Source organism: Bacillus sp. GS3m_15504 (genome assembly GCF_055825275.1).
The window spans coordinates 45745-60789 of sequence record NZ_JBVVNL010000007.1; the positions used below are offsets into that span (position 1 = coordinate 45745).

The following is a 15045-nucleotide window of genomic DNA, read 5'->3' on the forward strand; positions in this document are numbered from 1 at the left end:
TTAACTACAAAGAATTTGATGTACATAACAAAAGAAATATATTCTATATCCATTTGAAAAAGACCTTTTAAAACCTACGATTACTATATAGAATTAAGTAAGTAGTTTAACTGTATACATTTCAAATTCTCACGAGACCTCAATAGATTGAATAAGCCGACCTCTCAAAAAGATACTATACATATTCATTTCATTTCACAGTAGCATATTGAATCCTTTCGACATTAGAACTTACATAACGGAGGTATAACATGACAAACACAAAGGACATGCACTATATGCTCGTCCTATACGGCATTCTTTTAGGCTCTATAGTAGGAGCAACAGTTTGGCTATTTTTAGTTACAATAAATATCGGCATTCACTTTATTTGGGAGTACTTACCTACTATTTTCGCTTCTCCCCCTTATTACACTATTTGCGTAACAACTATCGGTGGTATTCTCGTTGGTTTAACTCAAAAGTATTTCGGCACATATCCACGTCTTATGCCAGAAGTGATGGGTGAATATAAAAAAACAGGTAGAATTGAATACCGCTTTGTACATAAAGCTACTTTAACTGCGATTATCGTTTTAATCTTTGGAGCTAGTTTAGGTCCCGAGGCAGCACTTGTTGGTATTATCGGTGGACTTTGTACATGGGTAGGGGATCGCTTTACATTCGCCTTAAAAGGAATGAACGAACTAACAGAGGTTGGAATTGGCGCTACTTTAAGTGTAATTTTTAACGCGCCATTATTCGGTTATTTAGCTCCAAATGAAAATGAGGGTGAGCAAATTAACGAATTTTCTAAAGGAAAAAAAGCAATTGTATACTTAGCTACTACTTTCGCTGGTTTTTCCGTTTATTTATTACTTAGTAAATTCGATAATCGCGGATCCTTTATCGTTGATTTCGGAAAAGGTTCTCTTTCTCTTAATGAATGGATTGCCTTTCTGCCACTTGCTAGTATTGGTGCTATATTTGGATTCCTTTATTTTAAATTAGAATTCATATTAGATAAATTCATTCATCCCTTTAAAGAATATAAACTTACCCTTGGAATTATCGGTGGTATTTTATTAGGGATTGTAGGAACTTTTCTACCGTACACGCTATTCTCAGGAGAACATCAATTAAAAGAATTAGTGGTGGAATGGAGCCAGTTATCCTTCTGGGTACTACTTTTTTCAGGGGTTTTAAAATTATGTATTACTGCCGTTTGTTTAAATACAGGTTGGCGCGGCGGACATATTTTCCCAATCATATTTGCTGGATCTAGTATCGGATATGCTATAGCTTCCATTATCCCGATAGATCCAATCGCTTCGGTAGCCGTCGTCACGACAGCAATTTCAAGCTATGCATTAAGAAAACCAATTGCTATAACATTACTACTACTCATGTTTTTCCCGCTCAATTTACTATTACCGATGCTTGGAGCGGCAGCAATTGGTAATGCATTTCCACTTCCTAAAAACAACGAAGCTACAAACGAATAAAAATGGGCAGTAGGGACTAAAGTTCCACTGCCTATTTTTTATTACACACGTTGCTTCAATAACGCGTCTAACTCTTCAAAATTTTGCACTTCATATGTCGGCACAATCTTGCTATCATTTAATTTCTTTTCTGGATTAAACCAACAAGTATCAATTCCCGCTACATATCCACCTCTCATATCAGCGCTTAACGAATCCCCAATAATGAGCCCTTCTTCTGGAGCAAAATTAGGAATTCTTTCAAAAACATAATCAAAATACTCTTTCATTGGCTTTTGATAACCTGTATCTTCAGAAACGAAAATATCTTTAAACATTGAATGTAACCCTGCATTACGTAAACGTTTATATTGCGTCTTCGAAACACCGTTTGTCACTATATATAAATCATACTCACTTTCAATTTGATTTATAAATTCAAATGCACCTTGTATGAGTTGATTCCCTTCTTCTAAGTAGTTGCGATAATTATTTTCAAATAATATCCCATCCACTTCTTGTCCATATTCTTTAAATAAAACTGAAAATCTTGTATTTACTACTTCATCACGATTTATTTTACCTTCTTCAAAATCATCCCAAAGACCTTTATTAACTTTTTTATACTGCGCTTCAACCTCACTAGTTAGAGGAATTCCTTTCTCCTCAAAAAGCATACGTAACGCTATCCTCTCAGCCTTTTGAAAATCTAACAATGTATCATCTACATCAAATAACAGTGTTTTATATTTTTTCATAAGCCCCTCACACTCTCTTTTCTACAAAAACAAATTTACGTAAATCGTAGCATTCTTTCTTGTAAAAATAATAGGAGATATCTCATACTAAATATGAGGTGAAAACATGAAAGTCAGTAAAAATAGTGAAGAAATCTCTCATTACATACAAACTTACAACTTCCATACTCTTTTTTCTTTTGACATTTTACCGTATGCTGAACTACATTCCTTTCAGAAGAGAGAAAAAATATGTAATGAAGGGGTTGATGTTCCTTATCTTTATTACTTAATTTCTGGGAAAGCAAAAATATATATGAGTCACAAAAACGGAAAGGTCTCCTTAATTAACTTTATTCAAGCACCTTCGTTCATTGGGGAATTAGGATTAATTGACGTAGAATCCGTCACGAAAACGGTGGAAGTAATGGAAGATTGTATATGCTTAGCGCTTCCTCTTAAAGATTGTCAGCATATTTTATTACAAGATGCTATTTTTCTACAGAAACTATGCAAATTTATCGGTGAAAAAACAATTACCCGAACAGAAAGTTATGCCAAAAATAATAGTTATCCGTTCGAAAATCGATTAGCAGCGTTTATTCTATTAACAGAACAAAATAACAGTTATACAGAAAAACATACCGAGGCTTCGGAATATTTAAATGTTAGCTACCGTCACCTTTTATATGTATTAAATCAATTTTGCCAACAAAATTATTTAAAGAAAGATGGAAGAACCTATTACATACAAGATCGCAATCAACTAGAAAAACTTGCTGATGAGTTAAAAATATAAAGAAACAGCATTAACATAAACGTTAATGCTGTTTCTTTGAGTGACGATTATAATTTCAATTAGAATTTATTTGCTACTTTAGCTGCTTCTTCAAGACCAGCCGTAATGATTTCTTCCGCTTTATCTGGGAATTGGTTATGTCCTTCAATAACTACTGTTTCCATGTTTGTTGCGCCGAAGAAGCCCATCATGCTTGCTACATATTTAACAGCCATTTCTACTTCTGCTGCTGGACCTTCAGAGTATACACCGCCACGCGCGTTTAATAATGCAATCTTCTTATCTCCAATTAGACCAACTGGGCCTTCTGGCGTATATTTAAACGTTTTACCAGCACGGTTTAAATAATCAATATATGTGTGTAACACTGCTGGAATCGTTAAGTTCCATAATGGGAAACCGAAAACAACTTTATCAGCTTCTAAAAATTGATTTAAATACTTATCAGCAACTGCTACTGCTTTTGCTTCTTCTTCTGTTAAATCAAATCCTTTACCTGCTTTGAATGTACCATTAATCATGTCTACGCCTACGTATGGTAATTCTTCTTTATATAAATCAAGTTCTACTACTGTATCATTTGGATGCGCTTCTTTGTAACTTGCTAAAAACGCTTCATATAATTTCACACTAACTGCTTGTTCCGCTGGACGGTTGTTTGCTTTTACGAATAAAACTTTTGTCATTATCTTTTCCTCCTAGTACTAGCTCTTCTGTTGTTATATGCTTTCAAAAAAGGTATCCCTTGTAATTGTTGTTTGTTGCTTACAAAACATATTTTATCTTCATATCGAGACAATTTCGTCCTCACATAGACGTATTTTTCCATAAAAAAAGTCCACCTTCTAAAGGCGAACTAGGTCTTACGACTTTTGTCTTATACAATTCCGTTTTTCACTGCATATAATGCCGCTTGCGTGCGATCAGATAAATGCAACTTACTCAAAATACTACTTACATGAGCTTTTACTGTTTTTTCTGTAATAACTAAAACAGAAGCGATTTCTTTATTACTCATCCCTTTCGCTAATAGCTGCAATACTTCATTTTCTCTCGCTGTTAGCACATCTACTTGAATAGAAGGCTCTTCTTCCTTTTCTTCCACAGGTAACGTTTGGGAGAGAAGAGCATTTGCTATATCTGGATGTAATTGAATATTACCTTTATATGCGCTTCGAATAGCTTCAACAAGCTGATCCGGTTCTACATCTTTTAAAATATACCCGCTTGCTCCAGCCCTTAATGCTGGTAACACATGCGCTTGATCAGAAAAGCTAGTCAATACAATTACTTTCACATCCGGATATTCTTTTTTAATACACGCTGTCGCTTCAACACCATCCATTTCGGGCATATATAAATCCATTAGTACAACATCAGGATTTGTCTCTCCTACTTTCACTAGTGCCTCTTTCCCATTACTTGCTTCTCCCACTAACTCTATATCTTCCTGTGTACTTAAGAAAAATGCTAATCCTTTTAAAACGACTGTATGATCATCAACTAATAATACTTTTATTTTCACAAACTTCCCTCATTTTCACATCATAATGGTACGTTTACTTTTACACTTGTTCTTTTTTATCACTTACAATTTTAATTGTTCCACCGACTAATTCTACTCTTTCGCGCATCGTAGTCATGCCAAGTGATTTCTTCTCTTTTATATTCTTTTCTACAAAGCCGTTTCCTTGATCGACTATTTCTAATGATACATTCTTCTCGGTCACTTTGAAATAAATCGTCGCTTCTCTAACATTCGCATGCTTACTTACGTTATTTAAAGCTTCTTGTCCAATTCTCCATAACGCTTCCTCTACTACGCGCGGTAAATCTCGGACACCTGTAACTTGTTCCCGAATTTTCAACCCCAAACCTTCACCATATTGCTTTAAAGCTGGTAATAATCCTTTCTCTAAACCTGCTGGACGTAGTTGCCAAATCAACGTCCTCATTTCTTTTAAAGCTCCTTGCGCTAGTTCACGCATCTCATGCAAAGATCGGTCCACCTTTTCATTTTGACCTTTTAAGACTGCCTCAGCGCCCTTTGTCATAAAGGTTAACGAAAATAGCTTTTGTGAGACGGAATCATGTAAGTCCCTTGCTAACCGATTTCTTTCTTCCATTCGTACAAGTTCGCGTCGTTGCTCATTTAACCTTAAATTTTCTATCACGAAGGAAATATGATTTGTTATTGCTTGAAGTACATCTATCGTATTCACATCAAATTCACCATGATTTGAACTAACACATAAAACACCAAATATGTGAGTTTGAATCTGTATTGGTGTGGCAATAACCGTTCTATTAGAGGCTACCTTATGACTGATTTGATCGCTTAATAAAATAAGTTCACCTTTTTCTAATGCTTCTTTCGCTGCTTCTTTTATATCCTCGTGCAATTCTTCCTGGCAATAAGATGCCCGCAAAGATAATTCTTTCTCTTCCCTAATAAAAAACGCCACTTGATTCCACTGAAACACTTCACCTAATTGATTTACAACTTTTTCAGGCAATATATTAAATTGATGAATCGTTCTTAAAACTTGAATGAAACGTTCTAATTTCACATAATAATGCGCTCTTCGCTTTTCATTTTCATATAACTTTGCTCGTTTTAAAGCCGTTCCAATTTGGAAAGCAACTGATTGAAGCAATACTAATTCTTCTTCTGAAAAATGTGTTTTACCTGGGCTTGCCACATTTAACAAACCAAATTTTTCTCCTCCAGCCTTTAAAGGAACCGTAGCATGATGAAGAATCCCTTCTGTATCTCCCCAATTATATTCAATTGCATTATTAATTCTTTTACATTCAATAATATTAACAGCTCTCTCTAACTTTCCATCCACAAAGCCACGTAAACACCAACATTCCCCTTCACACATCGGGCGTTTATTTTCATATGTAAGTGCCTCTGGTAATTGATAATCAATTAATTTTGTATATCTACCATTTTCATCCGCAAGAAATATCCATCCTGTCGTTAAACCTGTTACACTAAGTAATTTTTCTAGCACTGCTTGCAATACATGGTATGTATCATTTGATGTATTTAGCGTTTCTGCAATTTCTTTTAATATAACTAATTCATTTGTACGATTCTCTTGAAACATAATTCGTCTCCTACATACAAGATTTTACATAGTTCCTAACATAAATCATCTACTTTTCACTTTGTACTTATTCATAACATTGATATAATGGTGAAAACATAGTTTTCATTATATCACCTGAGGGGGCTTTCATAATGACATTAAATAAAGCACTTACTATCGCTGGTTCTGACACAAGTGGCGGTGCTGGTATACAAGCAGATTTAAAAACATTCCAAGAACTTGGTGTATACGGAATGACATCACTTACGACAATCGTAACGATGGATCCACATAACGGTTGGGCACATAACGTATTCCCAATCCCAGCTTCTACATTAAAACCACAATTAGAAACGACAATTGAGGGCGTTGGCGTAGATGCTTTAAAAACGGGTATGCTTGGATCGGTAGAAATTATTGAAATGGTTGCAGAAACAATCGAAAAACATAATTTCAAAAATGTAGTAGTTGACCCTGTTATGGTATGTAAAGGTGCTGATGAAGCATTACATCCTGAAACGAATGATTGCTTACGTGACGTTCTTGTTCCAAAGGCATTAGTTGTAACACCAAACTTATTTGAAGCTTACCAATTAAGTGGCGTAAAGATTAATTCTCTTGAGGACATGAAAGAAGCAGCAAAAAAGATCCACGCTTTAGGTGCGAAATACGTCCTAATTAAAGGCGGTAGCAAGCTTGGTACGGAAACTGCAATCGACGTCCTATATGATGGAGAGACATTCGACCTTCTAGAATCAGAAAAAATTGATACGACAAATACACACGGCGCAGGTTGCACATATTCTGCTGCAATTACAGCAGAACTTGCAAAAGGAAAATCTGTAAAAGAAGCAGTAAAAACTGCTAAAGAGTTTATCACAGCTGCTATTCGTTATTCGTTCAAGATTAACGAATACGTAGGCCCAACACATCACGGTGCATATCGTAAATTCGTCGTATCAAAAGAACTTGTCTAACTAAACGAAAACACCCACAGGGTTCATATATTTCCTCTCTGTGGGTGTTTTTTATAAACTCTTCTGGTCATCGTATCTTTAAGATGCAGAACTAACCTGATTTCTACCATTTCTTTTGGAGTAATATAATGCATCATCAGCAGCTTGAATAAATTGCTCTGGTGATTGTTCATATACTGAAATTCCTACTGAAACTGTAATTTTTATTTTTGTTCCATCTAACAATTGGAATGAATGTTTTTCAACAGCTGCGCGAACTTGTTCCCCCATACGCATTCCGTAAGCTAATCCCTTCTGCGGTATAAGAAGCGCGAACTCCTCTCCACCCTTTCGAAAAGCCAAATCTGGAAACGTTGAAACTTCTCGTAAAATACGCCCTATTTGTTTTAATACTTCATCTCCTGCAGGATGCCCGTACGTATCGTTTACAGACTTAAAATGATCAATATCTATAAGTAGTAAACAAAGTGAATTATTTTTCATGCGCTTATTACCAATATGATGATTCATCTCTAAATCAAACTGCCTTACGTTTCCTAAACCTGTCAATGCATCTATCGTTGCATATTGCTTCATCTTTTGAAATAACTCATTGGATTGCAATACATAATTCGCGCTTATAAATGTGATATATGCTGCAACACTACTACAAACTAAATATAATGCTACTATAGACATATCCTTAAACAGCATAGAAAGTGGCACCGCTAAAATAAATAAACTATATACATTAAACCAGATCCACCTTGTAAACATAGAAACTTTCATCCGCCAAATGAAAGTAACCCCAATACCTATCAATACAATAGTATAACAAGCCAATTCAGAGGCTAAAGAGTACTCGGTTAAAAATAATCGGGTAATTAAAATGATCGTAACTGTTATACTACTAGCTATCGGACCTCCGATTATAATTGCCAAAATAACCGCTAAATAACGTAGATCCAACATAATATTTTCAATATGTACACCAAAATACATCAACAGTACACTTAATATTCCAGTAAGAATACCAACTACACATTTCTGCCAAAAGGAGAACTCTTCTTTTAACGGTTTATCTCTTAAAAGCTGACCTCCAATAAAAATAAAGGAAAGAATAATTGTTGTATTTACAAATAAGTCCCTTAACATAAAATAATCTCCCTACTTTTCTATCTATCCCTTTCCTTATTTTATTGTATACGAAATTCCTATAATTCCCAAAGCTTTTTATATATTTTTTGCTGTTCCACGTGAAACAGCAAAAAAATAAAAAGGACGAAAATTCGTCCTCCTCATTAACAACAGCGTGATATTTTTCCACCCTTTGCATTAAATCTAGCTTCTTGCGCTTCTGCAAAAAATTGTTTTTGACATACAACTTCTTCTTCTGGGTGATGCTTTTTCATATGCTCTACATATGTTTCATAGCTTGGTACCCCAACAAGTAAACTAATAAAGTGTTTCCTTTGTCCCCATACTTGCCGTAGTCTTTTAAGCATAGTTCCTCGACTCACTTTCATCTCTAGGAATATATGGTGCCTCTTTTAACGGCATTGGCTTGTTTCTTAATACTTGAATCCAAATTCGAAGCGCAGAAATTAATACTGCAATTACAACTATCATAAAAATCCCACACAGTGCTGCGTCAATATAATCATTGAAAATAATTTGCTTCATTTGAGCAACATTTTTAGCTGGTGCTAACACTTTCCCCTCATCTAACGCTCCTTGAAACACCTTTGCGTGAGATAGAAATCCTATTTTAGGGTTTTCATGAAATAGCTTTTGATAACCCGCCGTCATCGTTACAATAAGCAATCCGACAGTTGGAATAAGCGTCACCCAAACATATGCCTTTTTTCCCATTTTAAACAAAATTGTCGTTCCAAGTAATAATGCAATACCTGCTAACATTTGGTTTGCAATACCGAAAAGTGGCCATAATGTATTAATTCCACCAAGTGGATCCACTACTCCTTGATATAAGAAATAGCCCCATCCTAATACACATAACGTTGTAGCTATTACATTCGCTAATGTGGAATCCGTTTTCCCAAACGGCTTATATACATGCCCTAAAATATCTTGAATCATAAATCGGCCGACACGCGTTCCAGCATCAATCGTTGTTAAAATGAATAGAGCTTCAAAGAGAATCGCAAAATGATACCAAAATGCCATCATGGCTGTTCCACCTATTACTTGTGAGAAAATATATGCCATACCTATCGCTAACGTTGGCGCACCACCTGTACGTGATAAAATCGTTTGCTCTCCAACGTTTACAGCGAGATCTTTTAGTTCATTTGGTGTAATAGCAAATCCCCATGAGGAAATAACTTGAGCTGCTTGCGAGACATCTGTACCGATAAGTGCTGCGGGACTATTAATTGCAAAATACGTTCCCGGTGTTAATACACAAGCTGCAATCATTGCCATCGCCGCTACAAACGATTCCATTAACATTGCTCCATAGCCGATTGGCTGTGCGTGTCCCTCTTGCTCAATCATCTTCGGCGTCGTGCCTGATGAAACGAGAGCATGGAATCCAGACACTGCACCACAAGCAATAGTAATAAATAAAAATGGGAATAAGTTTCCGGAGAACACAGGGCCAGTTCCATCAATAAATTTTGAAACTGCTGGCATTTGTAAATCTGGTGCTACAATTAAAATACCGATTGCTAATCCTACAATTGTTCCGACTTTTAAAAATGTACTTAAATAATCACGTGGTGCTAAAAGCATCCACACTGGTAATGCCGATGCGATAAACCCGTATACAATAAGCATAATAGCAATTGTTTCTCCGCTAAACGTGAACATGCTTGCAAGCGCCGGATTCTCCGCTACATATTGTCCTCCAATAAGAGATAAAATAAGTAGGATAATACCAATTACTGAACCTTCTCCAACACGACCAGGCCTAATATAGCGCATATACACTCCCATTAAAATAGCGATAGGAATCGTTGCTGCTATCGTAAACATTCCCCAAGGACTTCCGACAAGCGCCTTTACTACTACTAATGCTAATACCGCTAATAAAATAATCATTATGCCTAAAATACCGATCATGGCAATAAGTCCTGTAACAGGACCAATCTCATCTTTAATCATTTCACCGAGAGATTTACCATTACGTCTCATCGAAGCAAATAAAATGATAAAATCTTGCACAGCTCCAGCGACAACAACCCCAACAATAATCCATATTGTCCCTGGTAAATATCCCATTTGTGCCGCCAAAATCGGTCCTACTAAAGGTCCAGCTCCAGCAATTGCTGCAAAATGATGCCCAAATAATACCCATTTATTTGTTGGAACATAATCTTTCCCATCATTTAATGTATGGGCTGGCGTTTGCCGATTATTATCTAAACCGAATACCTTTCTCGCTATAAATCTACTATAAAAGCGATAAGCAACTGCATACACGCATACCGCAGCTACTAAGAGCCATACGGCATTAATAGTTTCACCTTGTGATAAAGCTATTACACCGAAAGCACCTGCTCCTACTGCTGCAATAACTCCCCAAAGTAAAATCGACTTCAATGTTCTCACATACAATCCCCCCAATACTATTTCTTAGTGGGATTGTACTAAATTTTCTGAATATTTAACTTGAATCCTCCCTATCATGAAGGATTTTTAGTTTATCATGTTAAAAAAATTGCATTATCTGCTACAATTCAATTTTATTTCGAAGTCGTTTCACATAATTACGACTAACTGGAATCGGTTGCTCATCATATTTATCTAAATATAGATTATATGTGCCATTATAGTAAGGCTTTAACTCTTGTACATATGACATATTAATTAAATAACTTTTATGCACACGTAAAAAATCATATGCATTTAGCTTATTTTCTAGCTCCTGAAGTGTATATGTTGAAATATACTGATTATTTGTTGTATAAATTGAAACTGTTTTGTTTTCCTTATTTTTGCTTACATATACAATATCTTCCGGAAAAATATAACGAATTCCTTCTTGACCTTCTATCGGTAGTTTTCGCAAATAACTCTTTGCTTTCTCTCCTTGCTCTTTACCCATTCTATATAAAAGGAATTGCAAATCTTCTTCGCGAAATGGGCGTAGTAAATAATAAAATGCTTGAAAACGAAATGCCGTAATGGATTCTTCTATATCTTCACCCATAAAAATAAATTTTGCATAACAATTTACTTCCCTTAATAAATTCGCATATTCAAATCCAATTCCATCCATTAATTTTGAGTTTAGAAAAACAAAATCTGGTGTATGCTTTTTCATGATAAATAGTGCTTCTGTTCCCATACTTGCTTCAAAACATTCTACATTCTTTATATTTTCAATAAATTTTTCAGCTAAACTTCTTCGCTCTTCTGCTTCTTCCATAATCAGTAAAATTTTCATTTCTTCAACCACCTAATTCTTTTGTCCGTATGTCCTGTTGTATACATTCGCTTTTATAAAGAACATTCCCTTTTTCTTACTATACCATTATTTATCTAAAAAAACAGAAAAAAGGAAACCTTCACGGTTCCCCCTGCCTTTTTATTCCGCTATCGGTAAGGACCAATAATCAGCGTGGGAATAACCCCCTCACTGATTAAAGCCTCATCTTATACTAATTCTCGTTGTTTCGTTTCTTGCCCAAGTATAATTACAGCAAATACGCCTATTAAAATGGATCCACAGAAAATCGTAAATATTAGCGATAATGAAGCCTGTGAAGCAACTAAATATCCTACTAATAGCGGTCCAAGAATACCACCAATACGACCAAATGCTGCTGCCATCCCTGCACCTGTACCACGAATAACTGTTGGATATTGTTCAGGTGTGTAGGCATATAATGCACCCCAAGCACCTAAATTAAAGAAGGATAGTAACATGCCTGCTACGATTAATACTGTTAATGACTCTGCTACTCCAAATAAGTAAGCACTGCATGCTGTACCAATTAAATACGTAACTAAAACAAACTTACGACCAAGACGTTCAATAAACCAAGCAACTGTGAAATAACCCGGCAATTGAGCTAACGTCATAATAAGTACGTATTGGAAACTTTTTATTAAACTAAATCCTTTTAATACCATTACACTAGGTAACCAAAGGAACATTCCATAATAGGAAAAGACAACAGAAAACCATAAAATCCATAACATAATTGTTGCCTTACGGTATTCTCCAGACCAAACTGACTTTATATTTTCGATAACAGATGGCCTTTTTTCAACCTTTTGGAATCTCGGAGAATCCGGTAAATTCCATCTTAAATATAAAGCATATAGCGCCGGAATCGCACTTAATATCATCGCAACTTCCCAACCATATTTCGGTATAACAAAATACGAGATAAGAGCCGCAATTAACCATCCACCTGCCCAAAAACTTTCTAATAACACAACTATTTTTCCGCGTTCATGTGCTTCAACACTCTCTGATACTAATGTAGAGGCAACTGGAAGCTCTCCCCCTAGCCCCATACCGATTAAAAATCTTAAAACAAGGAACATAGCAAGTGTTGTCGTTAAAGCCGTTAAACCACTACCGATAGAAAATAATAATAATGTAATAATAAAGACTGATTTCCGCCCTATTTTATCTGATAGTATTCCAAAAACGAGCGCTCCAACTGCCATACCAATTGAATTAATGCTGCCTATCCAGCCCATTTCTTGCGTACTTAATCCCCAATCTTTTTGCAATGCCACCATTACAAATGAAAGCATTCCAACATCCATTGCATCAAATAACCATCCAAGCCCCGCTATACCAAGTAGCTTTCGCTTCGAAATTTCTTTCACCTTGCCCACAAGAAGTCCTCCTTACACAGCTGTCTTTACACATCATTTTACATGTGTGAATTGTATAAGTAAAATACTTTCGTGTAAAAATTCCCCTTCATCATTCCCAAAAAGTAAAATACTTATCCGACTATTTGAGGGCAGTAAGATCCACGCCAGGGGTTAGATTAAAAATCCATTGCCAGTAAACACCCGTTTCGTGAGGATTCGCAATTGATGGTAAACGAACAAAACCTTACTTTATCAAAAATGGAAAAATAAAAAAGTAGCGATATTCCGCTACTTTTTCGAACGCATAACTTCTTTTAAAAATTCCGCTAATACTAACTGACGACGCCAACGCGTTGGATTGCTACACAATCTATAAAACCACTCTAAATGGATCGCTTGAATCCATTTTGGTGCACGTTTTACCTCTCCAGCCCATACATCTAAACTTCCGCCTACTCCAACAGCCATTTTCGTTTCTAAACGATGCTTATTCGTTTGGATGAAGTTCTCTTGTCTCGGGAAACCAAGTGCAACAAGCAATAAGTCTGGTTTTGCCTCTTGAATACGAGAAACAATATTCTCTTCTTCTTCTTGTTTAAAGTATCCATCTTGTATACCCACAATAGATACAGCTGAATACGTCTTCGTTAAATGATCTGCTGCAGCTTGTACAACATGTGGTTTTGCACCAAGTAAGAAAACAGATACTGGTTTATTCTCTTCTGATAGCTTCGCAAATAAATTACACATTAAATCAAAACCTGCTACACGTTCCTTTAAAGGTGCGCCCAGCATACCACTTGCTTTTACAACCCCAATTCCGTCAGGCGTAATTAAATCTGTATTTAATAATGTTTTATAGAATGCTTCATCTTTTTTTGCACACATAACAATTTCAGGATTTGCTGTTACTACCTGAAAAGTATGCGTTCGCTCCACTTCTAGTTGTCCCTTCAAATATTGGATTGTTTCATCCATTGTCATTGTAGAAAAAGGAACACCTAGAATATCAACCGTTTTTACTTGCATGATTAACTATCCTCTCTATTTCAGTAAAAGTGTTTTATATGCATTATAAGTATCTTCATACAAATTCTTTAGCGAGAAGTGAGTAGATGCGTGAGTATATAAACGATTTCCCATCGCTTCTAATTCACCATTCAACCATTTTTCATAAGCATTTTCTAATGCATTTGCTAACGAGTCTGCATCACCAATCGGTACAATCCATCCATACGTATCATCAACTATTAACTTTTTCATATCACCTACATTTGTTGCAATAGATGTTAAGCGTTGATTAGCCGCTTCTAATAAAACGAGAGGGAAACTTTCGCTATAAGAGGTTAACAAATTAATGTGTGCAGACGCATATAATTCCTTTGAATCTGTACGAAAACCTAGAAACATTACTTTATCCTCTAGACCCTTTTGTTTCACCATCTCTTTTAATTCTGCTTCTATAGGACCATCACCAAGCAAGAGTACCTTTATATTGGGAATTTTAATTTTTTGTAATGCTTCAAATAAAATATCATGACCTTTAACAGGATGAAGACGTGCTACTTGAATGGCTGTAAATATTCCTTCATCGATGCCAAATTCACTCTTATCATAAGGTTTTGCCGGATTACTATCATACTCAATTCCATTATAAACAGTACAAATCTTCTCTTCTGGTACACCTAGTTTTATTATATTTCTCTTAAAGTTCTCTGTAATTGCAAAGAATAAATCTACCTTCCTGAAAGAACGTAAATTTAACTTTGTAAATACCCATCCTTTTAATCCCCTCTTCATAAAATCCAAAGTTGGATCACTGTGGACAGTCATTATCCATTTCGCTTTTATACCTTTTTTCAAGAGGGAGAGATAGAAATTTGCTCGTGCGCCATGTGTATGCACAATGTCAAATTGATTTTCATTAATAAATGCTTTTATTTTTGAAAGAATTGATAGGTCGTACCGAGATGATTGGGTAAAAACATGTACTTGAATACCAAGGTTTCTCGCCTCTCTAGCAATCGCACCTTCTTCAAATACCATTAATTCCACTTCTTCCTTTGAAAATTGAGATAAAAGTGAAATAATATGTGTTTTTCCCCCACCTTCTTCCGCACCAGCATTCATATGCAACACTTTCATTTCTTACATCCCCCATTTTTTCTTTTTATTTACTATAACAAAATA

13 protein-coding genes and 1 pseudogene are annotated in these 15045 nt (G+C 35.6%); 3 read left to right on the plus strand and 11 right to left on the minus strand.

Features of this window, described 5'->3' with window-relative positions; translation table 11 throughout:
- The first annotated feature begins 251 nt into the window (after positions 1-251).
- Positions 252-1484: a chloride channel protein gene (locus AC0L0O_RS27365; protein ID WP_147791139.1), complete on the plus strand. Its 1233-nt coding sequence runs from the start codon at positions 252-254 to the stop codon at positions 1482-1484.
- A 41-nt stretch (positions 1485-1525) separates the two neighbouring features.
- On the opposite strand, the gene AC0L0O_RS27370 is transcribed toward AC0L0O_RS27365, so the two are convergent.
- Positions 1526-2221, minus strand: coding sequence for a YjjG family noncanonical pyrimidine nucleotidase (locus AC0L0O_RS27370; RefSeq protein ID WP_428889710.1), 696 nt, complete (start codon positions 2219-2221; stop codon positions 1526-1528).
- Positions 2222-2327: 106 nt separating this feature from the next.
- On the opposite strand from AC0L0O_RS27370, the gene AC0L0O_RS27375 reads away from it, so the two are divergent.
- Positions 2328-2999 (plus strand): transcriptional regulator YeiL, encoded by a 672-nt coding sequence (locus tag AC0L0O_RS27375; RefSeq protein WP_281103656.1) that lies wholly within the window; start codon positions 2328-2330, stop codon positions 2997-2999.
- Between the two features lie 59 nt (positions 3000-3058).
- Here AC0L0O_RS27375 and AC0L0O_RS27380 read toward each other — a convergent pair whose 3' ends face one another.
- The 3 genes and pseudogenes from AC0L0O_RS27380 to AC0L0O_RS27390 form a co-directional block, all read right to left on the minus strand.
- The gene (locus AC0L0O_RS27380) at positions 3059-3685 is read right to left on the minus strand and encodes an FMN-dependent NADH-azoreductase (protein WP_000170049.1); all 627 of its coding nucleotides are present in this window, start codon (positions 3683-3685) and stop codon (positions 3059-3061) included.
- Between the two features lie 191 nt (positions 3686-3876).
- Positions 3877-4524 carry a response regulator gene (locus AC0L0O_RS27385; RefSeq protein ID WP_000695789.1) on the minus strand — a complete coding sequence of 216 codons (648 nt, stop codon included), beginning with the start codon at positions 4522-4524 and terminating at the stop codon, positions 3877-3879.
- Positions 4525-4544: 20 nt separating this feature from the next.
- Positions 4545-6115: pseudogene (locus AC0L0O_RS27390) on the minus strand (GAF domain-containing sensor histidine kinase).
- Positions 6116-6249: 134 nt separating this feature from the next.
- Here AC0L0O_RS27390 and pdxK point away from each other — a divergent pair.
- Positions 6250-7074: a pyridoxine/pyridoxal/pyridoxamine kinase gene (pdxK, locus tag AC0L0O_RS27395; RefSeq protein ID WP_000174258.1), complete on the plus strand. Its 825-nt coding sequence runs from the start codon at positions 6250-6252 to the stop codon at positions 7072-7074.
- Between the two features lie 78 nt (positions 7075-7152).
- Here the strand turns inward: pdxK and AC0L0O_RS27400 are convergent, their stop codons facing one another.
- The 7 genes from AC0L0O_RS27400 to AC0L0O_RS27430 form a co-directional block, all read right to left on the minus strand.
- Positions 7153-8208, minus strand: coding sequence for a GGDEF domain-containing protein (locus AC0L0O_RS27400; protein ID WP_000942892.1), 1056 nt, complete (start codon positions 8206-8208; stop codon positions 7153-7155).
- 146 nt (positions 8209-8354) lie between these two features.
- Complete coding sequence (locus AC0L0O_RS27405; RefSeq protein ID WP_000919824.1) at positions 8355-8558, minus strand: YbdD/YjiX family protein; 204 nt, start codon at positions 8556-8558, stop codon at positions 8355-8357.
- The gene (cstA, locus tag AC0L0O_RS27410) at positions 8551-10626 is read right to left on the minus strand and encodes a carbon starvation protein CstA (protein ID WP_001259565.1); all 2076 of its coding nucleotides are present in this window, start codon (positions 10624-10626) and stop codon (positions 8551-8553) included. The genes AC0L0O_RS27405 and cstA overlap by 8 nt, the downstream gene beginning before the upstream one ends.
- Positions 10627-10747: 121 nt before the next feature.
- Positions 10748-11464 (minus strand): LytR/AlgR family response regulator transcription factor, encoded by a 717-nt coding sequence (locus AC0L0O_RS27415; protein ID WP_428889713.1) that lies wholly within the window; start codon positions 11462-11464, stop codon positions 10748-10750.
- A 209-nt stretch (positions 11465-11673) separates the two neighbouring features.
- Positions 11674-12873, minus strand: a complete 1200-nt coding sequence (locus AC0L0O_RS27420) for an MFS transporter (protein ID WP_473786209.1) — start codon at positions 12871-12873, stop codon at positions 11674-11676.
- Positions 12874-13143: 270 nt separating this feature from the next.
- Positions 13144-13884: a WecB/TagA/CpsF family glycosyltransferase gene (locus tag AC0L0O_RS27425; protein ID WP_428889714.1), complete on the minus strand. Its 741-nt coding sequence runs from the start codon at positions 13882-13884 to the stop codon at positions 13144-13146.
- Positions 13885-13899: 15 nt separating this feature from the next.
- Positions 13900-15000, minus strand: a complete 1101-nt coding sequence (locus AC0L0O_RS27430; RefSeq protein WP_000865946.1) for a glycosyltransferase family 4 protein — start codon at positions 14998-15000, stop codon at positions 13900-13902.
- Positions 15001-15045: the final 45 nt, after the last annotated feature.